Origin of the sequence: uncultured Roseobacter sp. (genome assembly GCF_947491795.1) — a bacterium.
In the GTDB taxonomy this organism is placed as follows: Bacteria; Pseudomonadota; Alphaproteobacteria; order Rhodobacterales; family Rhodobacteraceae; genus Roseobacter.
In genome coordinates, this window is the sequence record NZ_CANLKW010000008.1 from 1 (window position 1) to 21325 (window position 21325).

The following is a 21325-nucleotide window of genomic DNA, read 5'->3' on the forward strand; positions in this document are numbered from 1 at the left end:
AAGCCGGAAGTCCAATGACAGCATCATGACTTTTGCAGAAACGCTGCGCATTGCCATTACCGAACCGATCGATTTCAGTGGGTTACAATGTCAGATCGGGGCGACAATCGGCCTCGCGACATGGTCGCCAATCGATCCGGTAGGTGTGGAGCAGGCGTTGATGGATGCCGACACTGCTTTGATCGCCGGCAAGTCCATGGGACGCAATCAGACTGTCCTTTTCCAGGAAGATATGCGCGGATTGGCAGTGAAAAACGCAAGGATTGCTGCTCAGATAAAAGTTGGGCTCTCCGAAGAAGCGTTTGAGCCCTTCTACCAGCCTCAGATCGCAACTCCGCGAACACGGCTCATCGACCTTGAAGCGCTGGCTCGATGGAAGCAGCCGGATGGGACCTATGCGCCAGCGTCGTCGTTCATTGACGTGGCAAATGAAACAGGGCTGATCACTGAAATTGATCATGTGGCCTGCTGCTTCAATCGCATTATTGCCGCAGGTCGTAGACCCGTTACTTTCACCCGAAGCTCTGCCTTCTTGGACGAGGCTTTGGCACCATAAATCACTCAACGGCGCTCCGGAACTCGTTAAGCAGGATCAAACTTCGAGTTCTAGAGAAGCTATATTTGCGCTGAAAAAGCTGGGTTTGGTTACTCAAAGTTTGGTTTGTGTCAACGCGGCGACATCTGTTGAAGACAGAGAGCTATTGCTCTCCACCACTCGGTATTATGGAGATGACCTAACTTCCGACCACCTGGGATGGGATATCGGTTTATTGGTAGGCCTGGATTTAGTTGGATTGACTGAAATTGGTCGTTGGCTCATGAAGAAAATCGAATTCTAAAGGTTCTGGTTTGGTATTTTGACCATACGCTAGCTTAGAGTTTTGAAAACGAAGCCGACATTGGCGCGGCCGCAGCGAAAGCTCACTAAGTCCCGCGATGTGTGAGTTCACGGCCACTTGAAATTTGCAGTCGCAGCGAACGGCCGGTCCGACGGGCTGCAGCGCGGCGCAGCGCGCTCGCGCCACAATGTTAGGGCGCTTTGGGCCGGAAGCGCTGCCGTCCGCTGGGCTGATCCGTCGGATTGTGGTCAGCGCGCTCCAGATCAGGGAGCCGCTTCCCCACGCCACGCGCTAATCGTAGCGCAATTCTGTCGCCTTGCCGCGGAAGATGTAGTAGCTCAGCGCCGTATAGCCGAGGATCGTCGGCAAAACAAAGAGTGTTCCCACAAGGATGATGATCAGGCTTTCAGGGGCAGAGGCGGATTCGTAGATCGTCAGCTGTTCCGGCACCACATAAGGGTAGAAGCTGTATGCCATGCCGCTGAATGCCAAAGTGAACAACGCTATCACCGCCGCAAAGGGCCGCCAGGTTCCCCTCGCATCCGGGCTCGGTTTCAGCTGATTTAGGCTTCGCCAAAGCGTTACAAGCAGCATCGCGGACAGGATGGGCAGCGGTGCCAGGTACAGCATCGCAGGGAAGCTGAACCACTTTTCGAAGATGCGCGCGCTAACAAAGGGCGTTGCGAGCGAGATCGCTGCGATCCCAATCAGGACGCCCCAGATACCACCGCTGGCCCAACGGATCGCCTTGGCTTGGAGCGCTCCATCTGTCTTTCCGATCACCCAGGTGGCACCAATACAGCTGTAACCCACCGTCAGGAAGATCGCCGACAAAAGCGCGAATGCTACATGAGGCAGCGTCCAGGTCAGGCCCATTACATACATCCCCAACATGAAGCCCTGTGACAGAGACGCCATCAGCGAGCCCACAAAGAAGGCGCCGTTCCAGAACCGCTTTTGCGTGATAGGGGCCTTTGCGCGGAACTCAAAAGAGACACCTCGCAGGATCAACCCGAACAGCATCACCGTCACTGGCAGGTAGAGCGCAGTCAGGATCACCCCATGCGCTGCGGGGAAGGCTACCAGAAGGATGCCGATCGCCAGCACCAGCCAAGTCTCATTGGCGTCCCAGAACGGGCCGATTGAGGCAACAAGCCTGTCTTTCTCGGCCTCATCAGCAAGCGGCATCAAAAGGCCAACGCCAAGGTCGAACCCATCAAGCACCACATAGATCAGGATCGATAGACCCATCAACAAAGCGAAGGTATAGGGCAGCCAGATGGTTGGCTCTCCGAACAGATGCATCATCGTATAGTACTCATATTACTCTCGGGGGATCGCGGTCACGTTGGCCTCACCGCCACGCGGGAAGCTGCGGATGGACAGGGGCTCGCCCCGGCAGTTTTTCCACGCAAGATAAGTGATGGTGCCCATATAGGCGACGATCAGGGCTGCGTAGATCGCGAGATAAGCAATCAGCGTGGATAGAACCAAAGGCGCGGGCACATCGGCCACTGCCTGTTCCGTCGTCATCACGCCCTGTACCAACCAGGGCTGTCGTCCGATCTCGGTCGTGTACCAACCGGCCAACGTGGCAATCCAGCCAGAGAAAGCCATCACGGCAAAGCCCACAAGCAGCACCTTTGGCATATCGCTGGCTCCGCGGCGGCGCAGCATATAGGCCCCGGCCCAGCTGAGCGCCAACATGGCCAAGCCGGTTCCCACCATGATGCGGAACGACCAGAAGACAGCAGCGACAGGCGGATGCAGCGGCGTGCCGTCCAGTGCCACAAAGTCGTTAAGCCCTTTGACCTCTCCGTCCCATGAATGGGTCAAAATCAGTGAGGCCAGGCCGGGTATGGCGACCTCATACTTGTTCTCCCGCGCCTCCTCATTGGGCAGCGCGAAGAGCACAAGCGGCACGTTGGTGCTGGTCTCCCAATTGCCCTCCATCGCGGCGACCTTGGCGGGTTGGTGTTCTTTGGTGTTCAGCCCGTGCAGGTCTCCCATGAAAATCTGCAGCGGGATCAGCAGTGCGCCCAGCATAACCCCCGTACGCAGGGTCGATTTCACGCTTTCCGCTTTGTCGCCCCAAAGCAGACGCAGTGCCGAGATCCCCGCCACCAGGAAGGCCACGGTCAGACCCGATGCCAGCAGCATATGCACCAATCGGTAGGGCATCGACGGGTTGAAGATGATCGCCCACCAATCCGTGGCAAAGGCCACGCCATCCCGCATCTCGAACCCGGCAGGCGTGTGCATCCAGGAGTTCAAGACCAGGATCCAGAAGGCGGACATGGTGGTTCCAAAGGCAACCAGGAACGTCGCGGTGGTGTGCAGCCAGCCAGGCACCTTGCGCGCCCCGAACAGCATGATCCCAAGGAACACCGCTTCCAGAAAGAAGGCCGTCATCACCTCATAGGCCAGCAGCGGCCCCGCGATGTTGCCCACAGTTTCCATAAAGCCCGGCCAGTTGGTGCCGAACTGAAAGGACATGGTGATGCCAGAGACCACTCCCATCGCAAAAGAGAGGGCAAAGACCTTCACCCAAAACAGGTAGGCGTCCATCCATTTCTGCGCGCCGGTCGCGGTATAACGCAGCTTGAAGAACAACAGCATCCACCCGAGCGCAATGGTTATTGTCGGGAAGAGGATGTGGAACGAGATATTTGCACCGAACTGGATGCGTGACAGGATGAGTGTGTCCATAGGTATTTCCTTTCGACTTTCATATAGGACACCGGCTTGCCGCTGGTATGCGACAGAATGGACGTGCGACGGTGTGGCAAAGAAGTTTACGAAGTATGCTCCAAGGCGAGGCTTTCTGGCATAGGGCCAGCCCGAGGCGCGGTCCATTTCGACATAGGCGCTGCGTTCTTCACTAATGCCGCCGTGAGTACTGTCGCAGCGAAGTGGTGCATTTTTCTGAAGTTCAGTCGTCCGCCCAAGCTGAGATGGAGCAACCAAAGCGAACGGCAGCAATGTTGATTGCTGTTCCAGGATTCCAATACCGCACTGAATGTCAGCTAAGGGATGTACCGGCTGCTTCACCCAGCAGGTTAGGCTTGGCCTATTTCACCTGCAGATAGGTGAAGTAGCATAGCGAATAGCAAAATCGATGGACTGAAGTCGGTTGGCATCGATATCGGATAAGACACATTCCATACAGTTGCATTCACCCCTGATGGGCAGTTGGTGATGCGCAAACAGATCCAGCGTTTGGCGTTAGTGGCCACGTTTGAGAAGCTACCGAGATGCGTAGTTGGCATGGAGGCCTGTCTGAACGCTCATTTTGTGAGCCTGACGCTTCGTAAGTTGGGCTTCGAGCCCCGGATCATGCCGACAGTCTACGTGAAGCCGTTCATTAAAGGTCAGAAGTACGACCACGACGATGCGGAGGCGCTAGCTGAAGCGGCTCTGCGCCCCAATCTGCCGGTTGTCCCTGAGAAGAGCCAGGAACAACTCGACTTGCAGGCGCTGCATCGCGCTCGGTCACGGCTGGTGTCGCGACGCACAGCGACGATACAACCAGAACTGCGCCTTTCCGATCGAACAAAAGATCACGGTCCGCAAAGGTTTACGGGCTTTGAAGAACTCATTCGAGAAGATCCCGGAAGAGCGCAAGGACGAGATATCACCTGGCATGCGGTCGATCCTGATTGGTCTTTATGGCAATTCGCACTGGATGATGATCGGATCGAAACGGTCTCAAAGGAGATCGAACAGATCAGTCGCACCGAAGAAAATTGCGTGAACGTCATGACGATCCCTGGCATTGGCCCGATGATCTCAAACGCAATGAAAGCCGCAATTGGAACAGGCAAGGCCTTCGGTCGAGGGCGTGACTCTGCCGCCTGAGTTGGTTTGGTGCCACGACAATACAGCTTCGGGGGGCGAACGGTCCTCGGACGCATCACAAAGCGGGGCAGCCGTTATCTAAGAATGTTATTCGTTCAAGCTGCGAAGGTCATTCTGATGCGCACCAACAGGTGGCCAGATTTCAGTTTCGGCGATTGGCTGACCAAAGCGGCAGAACGTATGAACCGCAACAAACTGGCCGTCGCGTTGGCTGACAAACTGGCAAGAATGGCTTGGAGCATCTTGAGACACAAAACGGCGTTTGACGCGCCCAGAGACGAGGTTGCAATCGGGGTATAAGACCCGAAGACAGTCCAAAGGAGTTCGCGACTGACAGAAAGCATGGAACGGAACGACTACGCCCGCAGAGTCGGACGGCCCATCCGGTCACCCTAGACCCTGCCGCTAATCAGACCACGGCGCGTGCGTAACCCCAGCAAGGCCACGACCCGCGTGTCGATCAGTAGGCCGTATATGTACAAGCGACTTCCGAGAACATGCGAGAATTCATTTGCGAACAGCAGCCGGTAAATACAAATGGGCCGAAAGCCGCGCGGCGGTTTGTGAGCAGTTTTACATCATGCCATAAACCCGCTCTTTCAACCCGAACTCTGGCTGTGGACAGAAGTACACTTAAAACAGTTGCTGACGCTGGATTGCCGGTGCTGTTCATGTAGTCAAAATAAATATGCAGTTTGAACGCAACCATCCCCAGAATGGCTGTTGCTGATTGAATTTCTGCGCATGGGAAGTTCGATGAAATCGAGGATTTTGTGACAAAAAAATCACTGCGCTGGCTGGCAAATTCGATTTAGCAGAAAAAAAGTTAACCGGTGTTCACAGGTTTGAGACTTAGAGGATCAATTTTGCTAGCTGTCCTGGAAACACAGCTTCCGAAGAGATAGCAATGTCAACAGGCCTTACCGAGTATACCTCCCTGCGGAGGGAGTTCTTTTCGTACCTTACCAGTCTGGTTGTCTTGGCCTTTCTGGCGTTCAGCTCCGCTGCCCAGGCACAAAATGTCGACTGGCTGCTGAACCTTGACGACACGGGGTTTGATCCCACGGCCGCTGGCAGCACCGCGCAATACAACCTGACGGTCACAAACAACGGGTTTGGTCCTGCGGATGCGCCAGCCACAACGCTGGACATCGAAGTGCCGCTCACAACACGGCTGCTCAGCGCAACTGGCGGCATCTCAGGCTGTGCGCCTCTGCCCGCCAGCGGTGGCAGCACTGTAACCTGTAACGTGCCGGCAATACCCGCAAACGGTGGTACCGTAGGACTTTTGCTGGATCTGGAAGTATCCCAGCAGGGTTCCGTTGTTTTAAATGCAAGTGTTCCGGACGCCGGTGACAGCGATCCGGCAAACAATTCAGTTTCCGAAACGACCACCGTCACTCAGGGCGCTGATACACGGATTGATGTGCAGGGGCCGACAACAGCTGCATCCGGCAGCACGGTCACTTACAATCTTGTGGTGGCAAACGATGGACCAGATTCTGTGTCCGACATAATCGTTGATTTCCCTATCCCGACAGGTCTGGCCAACGTATCGCCGCCACCCGGGTGCACACTAGGGGGAAGCACATATTCCTGCACCATTCCCGGGCCCGTTGCGCCCGGTGCTACGGCGCAGCTGAGCTTTGATGGACAGATCAGCGCTGCGGCATCGTCCACTGTCACTCCGGTCGCAAGTATCACCGGGGCTTCGATCCCCGATCCTGACACGGCCAATGGTACTGACAGCCTGGACACCACAATTTCAAGTGGCAGCGATCTGGTAATGAACAAAAGCCGAAGCCCGGCCGGAACGCTCCTGGTCGGCGATACTGCCGTCTTTACCCTCGCACCAACTTATACCGGCGATAACCCGTCCGGGCTGACCGTCATCGACACTGTGCCATCGAACTATTCAATCGACAGCGTCGTGCCCGCCAGTGGGTGGAACTGTACGATCAACGGTCAGCAAGTGACCTGTTCGCTCGTTGGCGGCTCCGGGCCGGGCGCTGACGTAGCTTTACCGACGATTGCGATCAATACGACTGTCGTTTCTGTGGGCAACCCGGTGAACACGGCAGGGATCACTGCAACCGGACCTTCGGATCCTGACCCGTCGAACAATGCTGACAACGATGGTGGAGCGACAATTCAGGAGCCGACAGTTGATCTTGCTGCGATCAAGACAGGACCGACACCGTCGCTCGTGGTTGTAGGGAACCCCTATGATTTTGAAATCAGTGCACGCAATGAGGGTACAGCCGACTTTTTCGGAACAATTGTACTGACCGACAATCTGCCGGCTGGTCTGCAGCTGACCGGTTTTTCACTGAGCGGCTGGACCTGCGCGCCTGCGCCGGTTGTAAGCGGCCCTGCAACGATCACCTGTGACCGTGTATATACGGCAGGCAGTCCGCTTGCCGCAGGCGCCACAACGCCCGCCGTTACGCTTGAGACGGTTGTCACACAGACCGGTTCGATCTCAAATTCGATGACCGTGAGTTCGCCCGACGCGAACATCGCTGACCTGAACCCGGGCAACGACACGACAAGCACATCGGTGTCCGCAAGTACGCCGGGCGCGTCCGCCGATATCGCGGTTGTCAAGACATCCAGCGCCACGCCTGTTGCGGGGCAAACCCAGACTTTCACCTTTGTGATCAGCAATGCAGGCCCGCAAACGGCCACAAACGTCACCTTTACCGATACGCTGACGAACCTCGTTAACAATGTGTCCGGTGGTAATGGCAACGGCCTCGTCAGTGTTTCGGCACCCGGCGCATCCTGTGTATCGCCATCAGCTGGTGGACGCAGCATTGCACTGACCTGCTCGGGCCTGACCGTGCCGGTCTGCGCCGGCGCAGGGTGTCCCACATTTGTGGTAGAAGTCACCCCGGGTGGAGATGGTGGCGCAAGGACCAATACGGCTGAGGTCATCTCGGAGGACATCGCCGATCCCGACCTGACTGACAACGAGAGCAGCGTCGGCTTCACAGTAGATCCGCGCACCGACATGACCATCACCAAAGTCGCATCGCCCTCACCAGTGGGGGCAGGCCAGAACCTGACTTACGTGCTGACGGCTCAGAACGAGAACAACGGCCTGAGTGCTGCGGATGATGTCGAAGTGACAGATACGCTGCCGCCTGACGTCACCTTTATTTCCGCGTCGCCATCCGCGGGCGCGTGCTCGACAACTCCGACACCTGACACGACAACGCTTGCAGGCAGCAACAACCTGATCGAATGCCAGCTCGGGACGATTGCCAATGGCGCGCAGCGCACCGTCACCGTCATCGTGCGGCCAAACCTCGCGACGCGGGGCAGTTCGATTGACAATGACGCCAGCGTCAGCACCAGCACAACCGAAACAGATACCGGCAACAATGACGCGGTTGCGACGGTCCCAGTGAACGACCCCAATCTTGATCTGCTGGTGAACAAATCAGAAAGCGTGGACCCCGTCGCGGTGGGAGATGACACTGTTTATACTGTGCTTGTCCGCAACCTCGGACCCTCAGCTGCAGAGAATGTGGTAGTCACTGATCTGTTGCCAGCTACGGGTCTCAACTATCAGTCACACACGATCAGCGCGGGCGGCACCTGTCCGACGGCGCCCTCGCCCGGCGATCTGAATGGTACGCTGATATGTAACTTTGCAATTCTGCCTGCGGGCGACACGGGGACGATCACCCTCACCGCGCGCGGTGTGTCCAAAGGCACTGTGGGCAACCAGGTGTCGGTGACATCAGACGAGGTTGCCGGCGGATTTGATAACAACACAGCCAACAACACTCAGACCGAAAATACGACAGTGCGCACGCGCGCGGACGTAGAAGTGACCAGCAAGGTGGCGACACCGGCTACGGTCAATCTGCTGGATGACTTTGTTTTTGTGATCACGGTTCGCAACAATGCGGGCGCGGGTCTGGCCGAGGCCGACGATGTAATTGTGCGGGACAGCCTGCCGTCAAACATGCGCCTGACCGGTGCGCCGACCATTCTGGTCACCGCGGGCACATCGACCCTCAGCAGCTGCACCGGAGCGGCGGGCGGGAGTTCTTTCGAATGTAATCTCGGGACCTTCAGCAGTGGTGCTGAAGCGCAGATTACTGTGCCGGTCGAAGTCACATCCGTCGCATCTCTGCCAGAGGCGGTCAGCAACTCGGCGACCATCGAAACATCCTCGCTTGACGCCACTCCGGGCAACAATACAAACAGTGGCTCCGTAACGGTCAGCTCGTCGTCATTGTCCGGGAATGTCTTCCGGGACTTCGATTCAAACGCTGCGATCAACGGGATCGACAGTGGCGTCGGAGGCGTTCCGCTGACACTGACCGGGACCGACTTTGACGGCAACACTGTCACCCGTTCTGTGACCACAGCCGCCGACGGCAGCTATTCCTTTGATTTCCTGCCTGCCGGCACCTACGCGATCACCCGGGGTGCAACGGGAGAAGACTTTCTGACCGATGGCACCAGCAGCGCGGGTTCTGCCGGGGGAACCACGGCTTCACCGACACAGACAACTGGTATCAGCCTGCTCGCAGGAACCGCAGCGACAGGGTACCTGTTTCCGGTGATCCCGCAGGCACGGATCGGTATCGCCAAAGCGGTGCAGTCCGGGCCCACCGCAAATGCTGATGGTTCCTTCAGCGTGACCTTCCGGTTGCTGGTCGACAATCTCAGCCTTGAGGCGCTTAATAACATCGTCGTGACGGATCCCCTCGCAGGAGCCGCACCCCGTTTCGGGACCTTTTCGGCACTGGGATCACCTGCCACCGATCCACTTGCGCGCGGGAATTACACCATTCTGGCGGCGCCCTCCGGCACATGTAGCGGGCTTCAGGCGGGGTTCAACGGCAGTGGTGCGCAGACCGTCGCGACCGGGTTTGCCCTGGCAGCAGGCAGCACCTGTACCATCGACATCAGCCTGCGGGTTCAGCCCACTGTGCCTCAGCCGCCGGTCCTTGCGTCTGGTGGCAGCTATGAAAACCAGGCCGCAGTCACGGGCGAAGGCGCGACGTCAGGACAGACTTCGGCGACCAACCCACTTTTGAGCGACAGTTCGGACAATGGCACCAGCGCAGATGCGAATGGCAATGGTGACGCAACCGAGGCGGGCGAAAATGACCCGACCCCGGTTGCCCCTGTTTTTGCGCCCGGCATTGCGCTGATCAAAACGGCAGATACCAGCGCGCTGTCGAGCCCGCCGGTCGCCGGAGAGACGATCACCTATAACTTTGAGGTTACAAACACCGGCGATGTCACGCTTTCCAACATTACAATCGCAGATCCGTTGCCGGGTATTGTGTTGTCTGGCGGGCCGATACCGTCCCTGCTGCCGGGCGCGAATGATACCGGTACGTTCACCGCAACCTATGTTCTGACCCAGGATGATCTCGACAGGACCGAAGTGGAAAATCAGGCAACTGCGTCCGGCACCGATCCGTTCGATCAGGTGGTGTCGGACCCGTCCGGGACAAACAACGGAAATGACACGCCGCTGGTAACACCTCTGGCCTCTGATCCTGCGCTGGCCCTTGTCAAAATTGACGACGACAGCGGCATCGGCACACCAACGATGATCGGCGATGTGATCCTTTACAGCTTTGAGATAACAAACACCGGCAATGTAACGCTGAACAATATCACGCTCACAGATACCCTTCCGGGTGTTGCTCTTTCTGGCGGCCCGATCCCCAGCCTGGCGCCGGGTCTGACAGATACAACAACCTTCACCGGCAGCTACAGCGTTGTGCAGGCCGATCTGGACAACGGGCGCGTTGAAAACAGCGCTGTTGCAACAGGTACGCCGACCGCGGGGCCACCGCCCGGAACCGATATCTCCGGCACCACTGTTTCCAACGACACACCTACGGTGACGCTGATCAACCAGTCAGCGGCGATTACCCTCGTCAAGTCGGTGGATGACAGCGCATTCCTCACCACCGCCGCCGTGCCGGGTGACACTTTGACTTATAGCTTTGAGGTGACAAACACCGGTCTGGAAACACTGAACAATATCACAATCTCGGATCCGCTGCCGGGGCTGTCGATCACGCCTGGCCCCATTGTCAGCCTTGCACCCGGTGCGGTGGACAACACCACATTCGTTGGAACCTATACGATTACGCCGGCGGATATCACGGCTGGTCAGATCGACAATACAGCGACAGTCGTGGGGAACTACATTGATGGTTTCGGCGCGCCGCAGACAACAACGGATGACGACAACGCAACTGCGGTGCTTGTTCCTGTTGATGCTGTTTCAGAGGTCTTTCCTGCATTTACCGGCGACGGCGGAACAACAACGTCGATCCTGGCCTCTGACACTGTCCGCAACCAGCCGGCAACCCTTACGAACGTAAATCTCTCGGTCGTATCCGAGGACCCCGGGGTAACGCTGGATCCGGCCACAGGGCTGATCACTCTGGCGCCAGGCAATCCAGCGGGCACATATGATGTCACATACGAGATCTGTGACGCACTGAACCCACCGATCTGTGACACGGCGGTTGAGACCGTAGTCCAGGGGGTGCTTCCAGCGATCGAAACGACAAAAACACAGACCGTTCTGGACAACGGCGATGGCGTCACGGGTGTCGGGGATACCGTCAGCTATACAATTCTTGTGGAAAACACCGGCAACACCGACCTGGAAAACGTGGCGTTGGTGGACACGCTCAGCACCCTCACAGGGCGCACCGTGCCGCTTGGCACCGGTCCGACCTTTGACACTGCAAGCCTTGGTTCTGTTGAGGGGGACCTGCTCATTGGCGAGGTGGCCACCTATACGGCGACCTATTTGCTGACTGTGGCAGATGTGACCGATGGCGGCATGAGCAACACGGTAACAGCATCGGGGCTCACAGTGATCCCAACCGGTGTGCCTGGCGCACCGTCAACGATCGACGATGTCTCTGACGACGGGATAGACACCGATGGGAATACCACCGACGATCCGACACAGCTGTCGATTGCGCCGTCGCTAGCGGCGACTGGCCTGACACTGGAAAAGACCACCCCGCTGGGTGTCGTAACCCGGGGCGCTGTAGTGCCGTACACAATCACCATCCGGAACGAGAACCCGGTTGTGGGTGGTTCGTTCAACATTGTGGATGTGCTGCCACCGGGTTTGTTGTTTCTGCCGGACAGTGCCACCCTGAATGGAGCGCCCTTCACCGCCACAGTCACTGGCCGGACTGTTACCTGGATTGGCGTTCCGGTCCCCCCCTTTACAACTGTTAACCTGACGCTGCGTGGCCGCGTCACAGATGGCGCGGGGCCGGGCGAGTTGGTCAACACTGCGTCTGTGCGCAACCGTACGACCGGTGCGCTTATTCCGCCCTTTGCAACAGCCACGATCCGCATCATGCCAGAAGCTGTTTTTGACTGCGGCGACGTCATCGGCAAGGTTTTTGACGACCGCAACCGCGATGGGTACCAGAATCCGGCGGGTTCAACACCTCCGAGCAGCGATACGCTGACAGACGCGGGTCGCCTGGAGGGAGAGCCCGGGTTGCCGGACATCCGTCTGGTGGGTGTCGATGGAACGACGATCATCACGGACCAGTACGGTCGGTATCATGTGCCCTGCGCCATGTTGCCCGAGGATCGAGGCTCGAACTTTATTCTGAAACTGGACACACGGACCCTGCCGACCGGCTTCCGAATGACCACTGAAAACCCGCGCGTTGTCCGTCTGACCCCTGGCAAACTGACCGAGATGAACTTTGGGGCCGCACTCACGCGGCTGGTTCGCGTAGATCTGAACATGGCCGGTTTCGAGGTGACGGATAACGGACGCCTGGCGCTGTCGGCACCGCTGGCAAATGGCCTTGACGGTATGTTGCGGCAAATCGCGGATACACCTGTTCATCTGCGCATCGCTTTCCACCTGCCACAGTCGGCTGACCCTGTGCAGGAACGCGCAGCGCGAAACAGGATGCGGCTCGTTGAACGACATATTCGTAAAGCCTGGCGCGACATCGGGCAGGTCAAACTCACCATCGAGCGGACGCTTGTCCGTCGCAGCCAGTGAGGGGGCGTATCATGACCAGATCTCCCCTTTTGCTTTCGGTTTCGCGCGCGGCACTTTTCAGCGCCGGTATGTTGGGTATGACCATTGTGTCTGCGGCACCGGTTCATGCTCAGGACGCGCAGGACGATGACTGCTATGACGCGGTCGTTCCCCAGCCCGAAGACTGCTACCGCGCCAACGCTGGCCTCGTGGTCGCGATGCCCACAGGCGAGAATACCGAAAAGATCGACACCTCGCCCGGTGGCAGCTTTGAAGAACAGGGCTTCTCGATCTCGATTGACAACGAAACGATTGCTGGCGCGCCCGCACCCGTCGACCCGCGTCGCCCTGCGGATATCGCCAACGCGCGCAGAAACGTTGATCTGCGGTTTGACGGGCTGAACGAACAGCGCCTGCTGAATGTCAGCACCTCAGACCTGCGTGCGGCATACCGCGCCGGAGAAAAGGTTCGTTTCCGCGCCTCTGCCAACTATCCCGCCTATATCGAAAGGGCCGAAATCCGGATTGTTGATCTCAGCCAGCGCACCAGGCCGACGATTGCAAAACTGCCCGTCGCGTCAAACGGTACCGTTGGCTGGACCATGCCGCAGGATGGTTCGTCGCAGCTTGCCTATGTGTTGCGGGTCTATGACGCGGCTGGTCGCTTTGACGAGACGCAGCCGCTTGAGCTGACCCGCACCACAGCAACCTTTGAGACGCATGAGACCGTGCGCGGTGATATCGTCGCGCCGGGTGAAGGCGATGACCGGACGCGCCTGCGCAACATCCCGACCGGTGGCGGGCGGGTGACTGCGTCTGGACAGGTTGCACCCGGGGCCCGGGTGATCATCCGGGGCGAAGAAGTGCCCGTGGACCCGTCAGGCCGGTTTGTCACAACGCGCATTCTGCCCGCTGGCTTCTACGAGGTGCCGATTGAGATCATCGAGAACGGCCGCAGCGAAACGATCGTCCGCAATGTCGAAATCCCCGAACACGACTTTTTCGGGGTTGGCCTTATCGATCTGACCTTTGGCAAAAGGCTGAATGATGACCTTGCCGAAGGGGACCCGGACGACAACGACGACACTTATGCGGATGGCCGCATAGCAGGCTTCGTAAAAGGGACCACCGTCACCGGGTACCGCTATACGGCCTCGGTAGACACCGGAAACGGCCCGCTGAACGAGGCATTTGACCGCCTGGACGAAAAAGATCCGCGACGTGTTATTTCGCGTCTGGATCCTGATGATGTCTATCCCACTTACGGAGACGACAGTTCCTCCTATGATGATGCTCCCACTTCCGGCCGTTTTTACCTGCGCGTCGAACGTGACCGCACACGGTTTACGTTTGGTGATTTCAAAGCAGGGATCACTGGTACGGATCTGCTGTCATCGACGAGGACGTTGTACGGTGCAGAAATCCGTCATGAATCAATGGAAGTTACAGAGGACGGACATGCCCGCAGCAGCTTGAATGTGTATGCTGCGTCGCCAGAAACCCTGCCGCAAAGAGACATTCTGCGTGGTACAGGCGGATCGGTCTACTTTCTCAGCAGACAGGACATAAACGGCGGATCTGAAACCATTACAGTTCAGGTCACGGACCCGGTGACAGGCAGAACAGTCAGCTCCAGCACCCTGACCGAAGGGGTGGATTACGAGATTGACTATATCCAGGGCGTGGTGATCCTGGCCGAACCGCTGTCTTCCTCGGCGTCTGATGGCTCTCTCGTTTCCAGCGGCTCTTCGGGAGAATTCGATGTCGATCTGGTCGCACAGTATGAATACACACCCGTTGCAGGAACGCTGGATGGCGCGTCGACCGGTGGCCGTGTCGAATACTGGGCCACGGATGATCTGCGGGTTGGCGTCACCAGTATGCGCGAAAACACTGGTACCGCTGACCAAAAGATGGATGGTGTTGATCTGCGGTATCAACTCGGTGCGCAGAGCTACGTTGAGGCTGAGATCGCGCGGACCGAAGGCCCCGGATTCGGGCGAACGCTGTCGACCGATGGCGGACTGTCGAACACAACCGTTGGAACAGGCAGCGGGCAAAAAGCGCGCGCCTACAGCATTGACGCCTATCTCGACACGACAGAGATCGGACTTGGTGTGCCGGGAAGCATCGACTTTTACTACGAGCGCAAACAAGCAGGCTTTTCGACGTTGTCGGAGGACATCAACAGCGATCAGACCTTGTGGGGTATATCAACGGATGTCGACCTCAGCGACGCACTCAGCCTTGGCGTTGACTTAGAAGATTTCGAAAGCGACACGGGGGATGCGCGTACCGAGGCCGAAGTCAGACTGTCCTATCGCCTTGATGAAAAATGGTCGGTAGATGCGGCCCTGGCGCACCTGGACAGAAACGCGGTTTCAAGTTCCGCAGACACGGGGCGCCGGACCGATGTGGCACTGCGACTGAACTATGAGCCTGACGAAGATCAGCTCTATTTTGTGTATGGTCAGGGTACTATCGGCCGTTCCGGTCAGATTGCCAGGAACGACCGCCTCGGCGCGGGGCTCGAGCTTCAACTGAGTGAAAAACTGTCTCTTGGCACCGAAGTTTCCGGTGGTGACGGCGGTTTTGGCGCAAAAGCGCGACTGGGCTACAGCCCGACCGCCGACAACGAAATCTACCTGGGATACACCCTTGATCCAACGCGCACCGGCTTCCGGTCAGACACTTTGCTGGGGTCCGCAGAAGAAGAGTTTACAGTCGGTGCCCGGTACAGGGTTTCTGAGACTACGAAAATCTATGGCGAAAACAACTGGGATCTCTTTGGTAATCGGCGTTCACTGACACGGGCCTATGGTGTGAACTACACACCTGATGCGCGCTGGACATTTTCCGGCGCAGTTGAGAGCGGCAGAGTGCGGGATGCGATCACGGGCGATTTTGACCGGGATGCTGTTTCGTTCGGTGCGGCCTATGCATTTGAAGACAAACAGGACGCGCGCCTGCGTCTGGAGTACCGTACGGACGACGGCGTTGGGGTGGAGCAGGACCGCGACACCTGGGCGCTGTCCGGAGGGTATTCACACAAAGTGAACCGTGATTGGCGACTCCTGTTCAACATGGATGCACTGATCTCGAACTCTGACCAGTCTTCTTTCCGGGACGGCGAATACGTTGAGGCCAGCGTAGGTTATGCGTACCGGCCCGTTGATAAAGAGCGGCTGAACATGCTCTTCCGGTACACGTTTCTCAACGATCTGCCAGGTGAGGATCAGGTCACGGCAAGTGGCTCGACGGAAGGCCCCTCTCAACGCAGTCATGTGCTGTCGGTTGACGCTATCTATGACATCAGCCCGCGCCTGAGCGTGGGCGGGAAATATGGCTACCGAATGTCCGAGATCGCAGATCGCGGCACAGATACATTTGTCGACAATACTGCTCATCTTGCGATCTTGCGGTTTGACTGGCATGTCGTCCACAAGTGGGATGCACTCGCCGAAGCACGGATGCTCGCATCCGAAGACACGGACGTTGACGAAAATGGCTTTCTGCTGGGGATCTACCGCCACGTGGGCAACAACGCTAAAATCGGTGTTGGCTATGAATGGGGGCGCGTCTCTGATGATCTGACGGATCTCGACTATGACAGCAGCGGAATCTTTGTGAACCTGATCGCCAAGTTCTGAAACAGGTACAGTCAAGGTTCGCCACTTTGACACGACTTTCTCTATGTTCGTGAGGACACACCGAATTTGCTGTTTATGGGCGGTAAGCATGTCGATGGAACGGGCTTTTACTACCCTGACAACCGCCCGACTGTCGGTCTCCAACAACCTGTAATCCGCGTCGACTGTTCAGCAGAGTTCTGAATGTCGGCCTTCTTGGAGGAAGGTCGACTTCGTTCTTTAACGCGTTTTTTCGCGACAGGGAAAAGGTTTGGTCTGGATCCGGCGGCGACAACCTTTCTGTCGCAGGCTCCTCCGTCAGAATCTTCAGACGGCCGCGTTATTCCGTACAGGATGAAACTCTATACTACTTTCAAACAGTAGCGGTGTTCCTCTTTGATCCATTCGCACAGATCATCCGCGCTCATGGGATGAGCCCAAAAAAAGCCCTGTCCGATTTCGACTCCAATGGACCTCATTATCTGCATATGGCTTGCTGTTTCTATTCCCTCTGCAAACAGTCTGGCATTCAGACCTTTTGCCATAGCCGCGGTTGCATGCAGCACCTTGCTCATATTTGAACTTTCGGCCTCCGAAGTAAGCAAACGGTCAATCTTTATTGCGGAAACATTCAAATATCCCACGCGTGCAAGAGAAGAAAAACCGACGCCAAAATCATCAATTGCTACACCGAAACCAGCCTGAGACAGTTTGCGGATCGTCTCTAACGAAGGGTCATCCTCCTTCAGCAGAATGTTCTCCAGAACTTCGACAGTAACCTGTTGAGAGCCGATGTCATGCGCAGCAGCAACCTTGCTGAGAACTTCGCAGAATTCAGGGTCTCGCAACGCCATACCGCTCGCGTTGACGGAAAGCGTTCCGAGGTCAATACCATTGGACCGGCAGCGTTTGAATTCCTGAAAAGCGTTCAGAATGATCTGGCCATCCAGAGCATCGATCAACTTTACTTCTTCGGCCATTTCGATGAAGTCGGCCGGCCCAACGATCCCTTTGCCCGGGTGTTTCCAACGCGCGAGGGCTTCGACCCCCGCGACTCTGCCGGTGTTGAGATCAATCTGAGGCTGGAAGAATGCGCGGAATTCCAACCCACGTATTGCCGTCCTGAGTTCATGTTTTATGCGGTGTTCTCGCTCAATCTGACGGCGCATTTCGGGTTCGAAAAGCGTGACTATGCCCTTTCCGCCCTGCTTGGATTTGTACAGTGCGATATCGGCATTTCCCAGTGCAGCTTCGATTTCACCATTTGTCTGAGACAGCAGCGCGAAACCGATACTGACCCCAACCGAGCAATCCTGGGACTTTCTTTCGTCTGTAGTCACGGCAATGGGTTGTTCCACTGCATCGATCAATTGCTGTCCAATTCGCAGGGCAAAAGCACCTGGTCTGGTACTGTCAGTATGCAAGCTGACCAGAAACTCGTCGCCCCCCACCCTCGACACGTGAACCTCGCTAATTCCGCCCATTTCGTTAAGTTCGTCCCGCAGGGTCGAAGCGACACTCTGGAGCACAAGATCGCCGGCAGGGTGTCCCATGGTGTCGTTAATCTGTTTGAACCCATCGAGATCGAGGCCAAGTACGATTATGTTCTCAAGTTCGTCAGGATAGCGGTCAATTAGGCTTTTGGTCCGTTCGACAAACTCTGCACGGTTGATCAATCCGGTCAGCTGATCGTGCCACGCCTGATGACGCAACCTGTTTATCATACCGGTCATCGTGCGATGAGCCGGATAAAAAATCAAAAGCACTTCCAGAGCAATAATCACTAATGTAGCTGCAACGACTGCGATTTGAATATGCTCCAAAGTAGAAGCTCGTTTGTTTGCTGCGGCTTCAAATAAAGCTACTGCTGTATTCAGCTCACTAAGCAAATTTACAAGTGCGATTTCTTCGAGTTTTGCAGCTGCACTTAGAGCCAACGCAGAGCCAGGTTCAAAAGAGCGTAGTTCATTTGCCAGTTTTGTGAATTCCAGAGATCGCTGGTCGAGGTTCGCACCCGTGGTACTGAAATAGTGCGAATGGACTGCAGTGCCCGGGACTACTGCATTGCTCGTGATCCAGTCATGACTACTGGTAAAAATTTCAACACTTTCGGAAAGCAAGGCTTCATACCGGGCATCTGAGTCATCGTTATATTTGTGAGCCAGCAACAAAATCCTCTGCGAAAGCATGCGCTGGCGTCCGCTGACGTTTAAAACCTCCTCATCCAAAGCGCCTTGTTTTCCGGTAATGATATGCAGGCCGTGACCACCCATCACAAAAAGGACAAGCAGGGCGAGCCCCAAAACGTACCGGATTGCAAGCTTCGCAGGATCGATTCGATGGTGTCTTCGCATGGTGCCTCGGCTGTGCACAAGGGAGTGGAGGACGATTGTTAAAAGGGGCTGGTTAAGAGTTAATAATTTTCTCCGTGTCTGATTGCCGGGCAATTAAATAAAAAGCCTCAAAGCAGCCGCGTGTATACCGGCGCTTCATGTCCGCACGGACGCTCCTGGTCGGCCTTTGCGAATGTTTCTGACCGCCGGTCAGCGCAGCGATTACATCGGTGCGAGGGCTTTGCTGAGCGACTTGCCTGAGGCCAAACACATGCTCGCGGATCGTGGCTATGATGCGGATTGGTATTGCGAAGCCCTTGCATACAATGGGATCACGCCATGCGTCCCGTCGCGCAAAAGCCGCAAAGTCCCAATCCGGCACGACGAAACCCGTTGCAAAAAGCGACACAAAATCGAGAACGGCTTTACCCGCCTCAAGGACTGGCGGCGTGTGGCCACACGCTACGACAGATGCCCGAAAGTCTTCCTCTCAGCCTGTGCATTGGCCGCCGTCGTCATGTTCTGGTTGTGAAATCGACTAACCACTTCCACGGGGCCTTTGCTCCGGTAGCATCCGAAATACTCTACGCAGCTGTCGACGGCCCCTACCCCAACAAACCAATCAAAAATAACTACAAGACGTTGAAGAGAGATATCTGGCCCATCGTCGAGAACCCCCACAGCACGGAGGCCGCATGAACGATTTTTGAAAAGGCCGGGCAACCAATCTGACCGAGCCCTTTTCTAGCAATCTACCAAGGCGTTGTTTTTGAAGTCTTGACCCACAGCGCGGTCAGCTTCGAAAGCCAAATGGGACGCAAAACACCTAAGCGGCGGATAACCAGCATCTCTAAGAGAATAAAAGATGAACCTGATTGAATGCCCTGAGGAAAACGTGGCCCACGCACTATAGCTTACCGCCGTTTCATCCAGTTTTTCCAATCCAGAAAAAATCTGCGGAAATTCATTTGCACCAGGGGCGTCGGAGGCTGCATCCCAGTTGTCGAGCATGTATACGATTAAATCCGTTTCTTCTGAACTCTGCGGTCGCTTTGAGGAAACAATCCTTGGGTTTTTCTCCTCAATTAGCGAATAAAACGCTTCTGATTGCGCTTCAGTCATACCTGAGATAACAAACACTCTGGTGCTGGTATCTGCAGCTCCCATTGCGTGGCCCTTTTGAACAAAAACGAACAAGAAAATCAGTAGCCACTGCCTCATAAAAAGTCCTATTCCTCCATCCACCATCAGACTGCGTACCTGTGACCGGTGACCTCGCTCTGCAAGAACAGCCTGCAAACCACCACCCTCAGCATACTTTCGCACGGTTGTACCGAACGCAACTCGATGGCTAGCAAACGGTGAATGACAGCCCGGCCCGACTGTCTCTTCTGAGGCCTGAACGTGCATTTCGGCGCAACACCGCCAAAGTCGCAGCTTAGCGCGCGCATATCAAAACTCACCACAAAAAATCCCCAAATACCCCGCGCCGCGCGCACCGAGATCAACGAGCCCGCCGGTAGGTACATCCAACAAATTTCCCCTATGGCGAGAGGGTAATCAGGCCTCAACCTGACGCAAGAACAGAGTTAAAAAGGCGTAGTTAAAGTTAAATCATGGTTAGCGCGCGGCCGGTACGTGCCCCCATCATCCAGCGAAAAGATATCCTGAACCAGGCAATCCACACCCGAAATAATCGATCTGAATACTCAGGCACCATCGCTGAATTTACCCGATCATATCGTTTTTATTATTTAATAATTCAGGAGAATTGGCCGCGAGATCAACAAGTCCCAAAAAACGCACCCACAGGAAAAAAATTCTCTGAATGAGGGGAGACGGGTCTGGGCTTCCGATGACCTGTCAGCTTTTGACTCCTCGCCCCATTACCTGTTGCCTTCATCCTGCGAGGGCAGTGGCGGACAGTTTCTGACCGGCCATGGCCATATATAAATACTGCACAGATTTTGAGCCCGGGATTGTGCCCAAAACGGATGAAAGCGTCCTGATCAGCAAGACGCTTTCATGCAAAAAGGTTCTTACTGGCACAGGCCGTGTGGCGGTATTTTTGTGTTTTGTGCGGGGATCAGTCAGACTTTCCGCACCAGCTCCAAAATTTCCTGGTTGCCGGCAAACCATCGGATGTTTTCTCTTCGGTCAGACGCCACTGCGAAGCCGAACCGCTTCCATTCACACCCAGACACGGTCCCGTCGCCAGTTCAATCAAGCCCCGTTCAAGAAGTTCGTTAAACCACGCCCCGACGGTGTTTCTGTGAGCATTGAGCAGAACTGCCGCCTGCCTGTGGCTCAGAACGATTTCGCCATTGTTCCTGCCATTGTAGCGACGTTTGATTTCGACAGAGAGAGCACGCGGGCCGGACTTCATGGATTTCCAGGCCTCGGAGCACATGAGCCATTCGTGCAACTGAACGAAACGACCCCCGCTCTTCTTATTACGTTCGTACTTCCTCAGTCCGGGCATCCGTCAGGTCTCCCGTCTGTCAGAAACCCAATTGCGAATTCACCTTGGGCGGGAAGAACCCATACGCTGCGCCTGCAAACAAAAGAGCGGAAATGCAGGGAGGCTGTTAAGAACCGCAACAATCGAATGTCCGGACACAGCCGTCCGGAACCGCACAGTTT

At 56.3% G+C, this 21325-nt stretch carries 9 protein-coding genes and 2 pseudogenes; 6 read left to right on the forward strand and 5 right to left on the reverse strand.

The window, feature by feature from the left end:
* The coding region (locus Q1A34_RS19935; protein ID WP_300038736.1) for an EAL domain-containing protein at window positions 1–556 on the forward strand (556 nt) is incomplete at its 5' end.
* 574 nt (window positions 557–1130) lie between these two features.
* On the opposite strand, the gene Q1A34_RS19940 is transcribed toward Q1A34_RS19935, so the two are convergent.
* Complete coding sequence (locus tag Q1A34_RS19940; RefSeq protein WP_300038906.1) at window positions 1131–2144, reverse strand: cytochrome d ubiquinol oxidase subunit II; 1014 nt, start codon at window positions 2142–2144, stop codon at window positions 1131–1133.
* A gap of 18 nt (window positions 2145–2162) precedes the next feature.
* Entirely contained in the window at window positions 2163–3548 is a 1386-nt protein-coding gene (locus tag Q1A34_RS19945) for a cytochrome ubiquinol oxidase subunit I (protein ID WP_300038739.1), read from the reverse strand.
* Between the two features lie 390 nt (window positions 3549–3938).
* On the opposite strand from Q1A34_RS19945, the pseudogene Q1A34_RS19950 reads away from it, so the two are divergent.
* From Q1A34_RS19950 to Q1A34_RS19960, 3 genes and pseudogenes are all read left to right on the forward strand, one after another.
* Window positions 3939–4997 (forward strand): annotated as a pseudogene (locus Q1A34_RS19950) (IS110 family transposase).
* A 607-nt stretch (window positions 4998–5604) separates the two neighbouring features.
* On the forward strand, window positions 5605–12741 hold the full coding sequence (locus tag Q1A34_RS19955; protein WP_300038742.1) for an SdrD B-like domain-containing protein: 7137 nt from the start codon (window positions 5605–5607) through the stop codon (window positions 12739–12741).
* Window positions 12742–12752: 11 nt separating this feature from the next.
* On the forward strand, window positions 12753–16370 hold the full coding sequence (locus tag Q1A34_RS19960; protein WP_300038744.1) for a hypothetical protein: 3618 nt from the start codon (window positions 12753–12755) through the stop codon (window positions 16368–16370).
* A gap of 341 nt (window positions 16371–16711) precedes the next feature.
* On the opposite strand, the gene Q1A34_RS19965 is transcribed toward Q1A34_RS19960, so the two are convergent.
* Complete coding sequence (locus Q1A34_RS19965; protein WP_300038747.1) at window positions 16712–18652, reverse strand: EAL domain-containing protein; 1941 nt, start codon at window positions 18650–18652, stop codon at window positions 16712–16714.
* Between the two features lie 184 nt (window positions 18653–18836).
* Between Q1A34_RS19965 and Q1A34_RS19970 the strand changes: the two are divergent.
* Window positions 18837–19214, forward strand: a pseudogene (locus Q1A34_RS19970) (IS5 family transposase); the annotation flags it as partial.
* Window positions 19154–19381, forward strand: coding sequence for an MlrC C-terminal domain-containing protein (locus Q1A34_RS22070; protein ID WP_366942869.1), 228 nt, complete (start codon window positions 19154–19156; stop codon window positions 19379–19381). The pseudogene Q1A34_RS19970 and the gene Q1A34_RS22070, both read left to right, overlap by 61 nt.
* 45 nt (window positions 19382–19426) lie before the next feature.
* Here the strand turns inward: Q1A34_RS22070 and Q1A34_RS19975 are convergent, their stop codons facing one another.
* Window positions 19427–19930 (reverse strand): hypothetical protein, encoded by a 504-nt coding sequence (locus Q1A34_RS19975; protein ID WP_300038749.1) that lies wholly within the window; start codon window positions 19928–19930, stop codon window positions 19427–19429.
* 838 nt (window positions 19931–20768) lie between these two features.
* A complete protein-coding gene (locus Q1A34_RS19980; protein WP_300038751.1) occupies window positions 20769–21164 on the reverse strand; it encodes a hypothetical protein in 396 nt (131 codons plus the stop codon).
* Window positions 21165–21325: the final 161 nt, after the last annotated feature.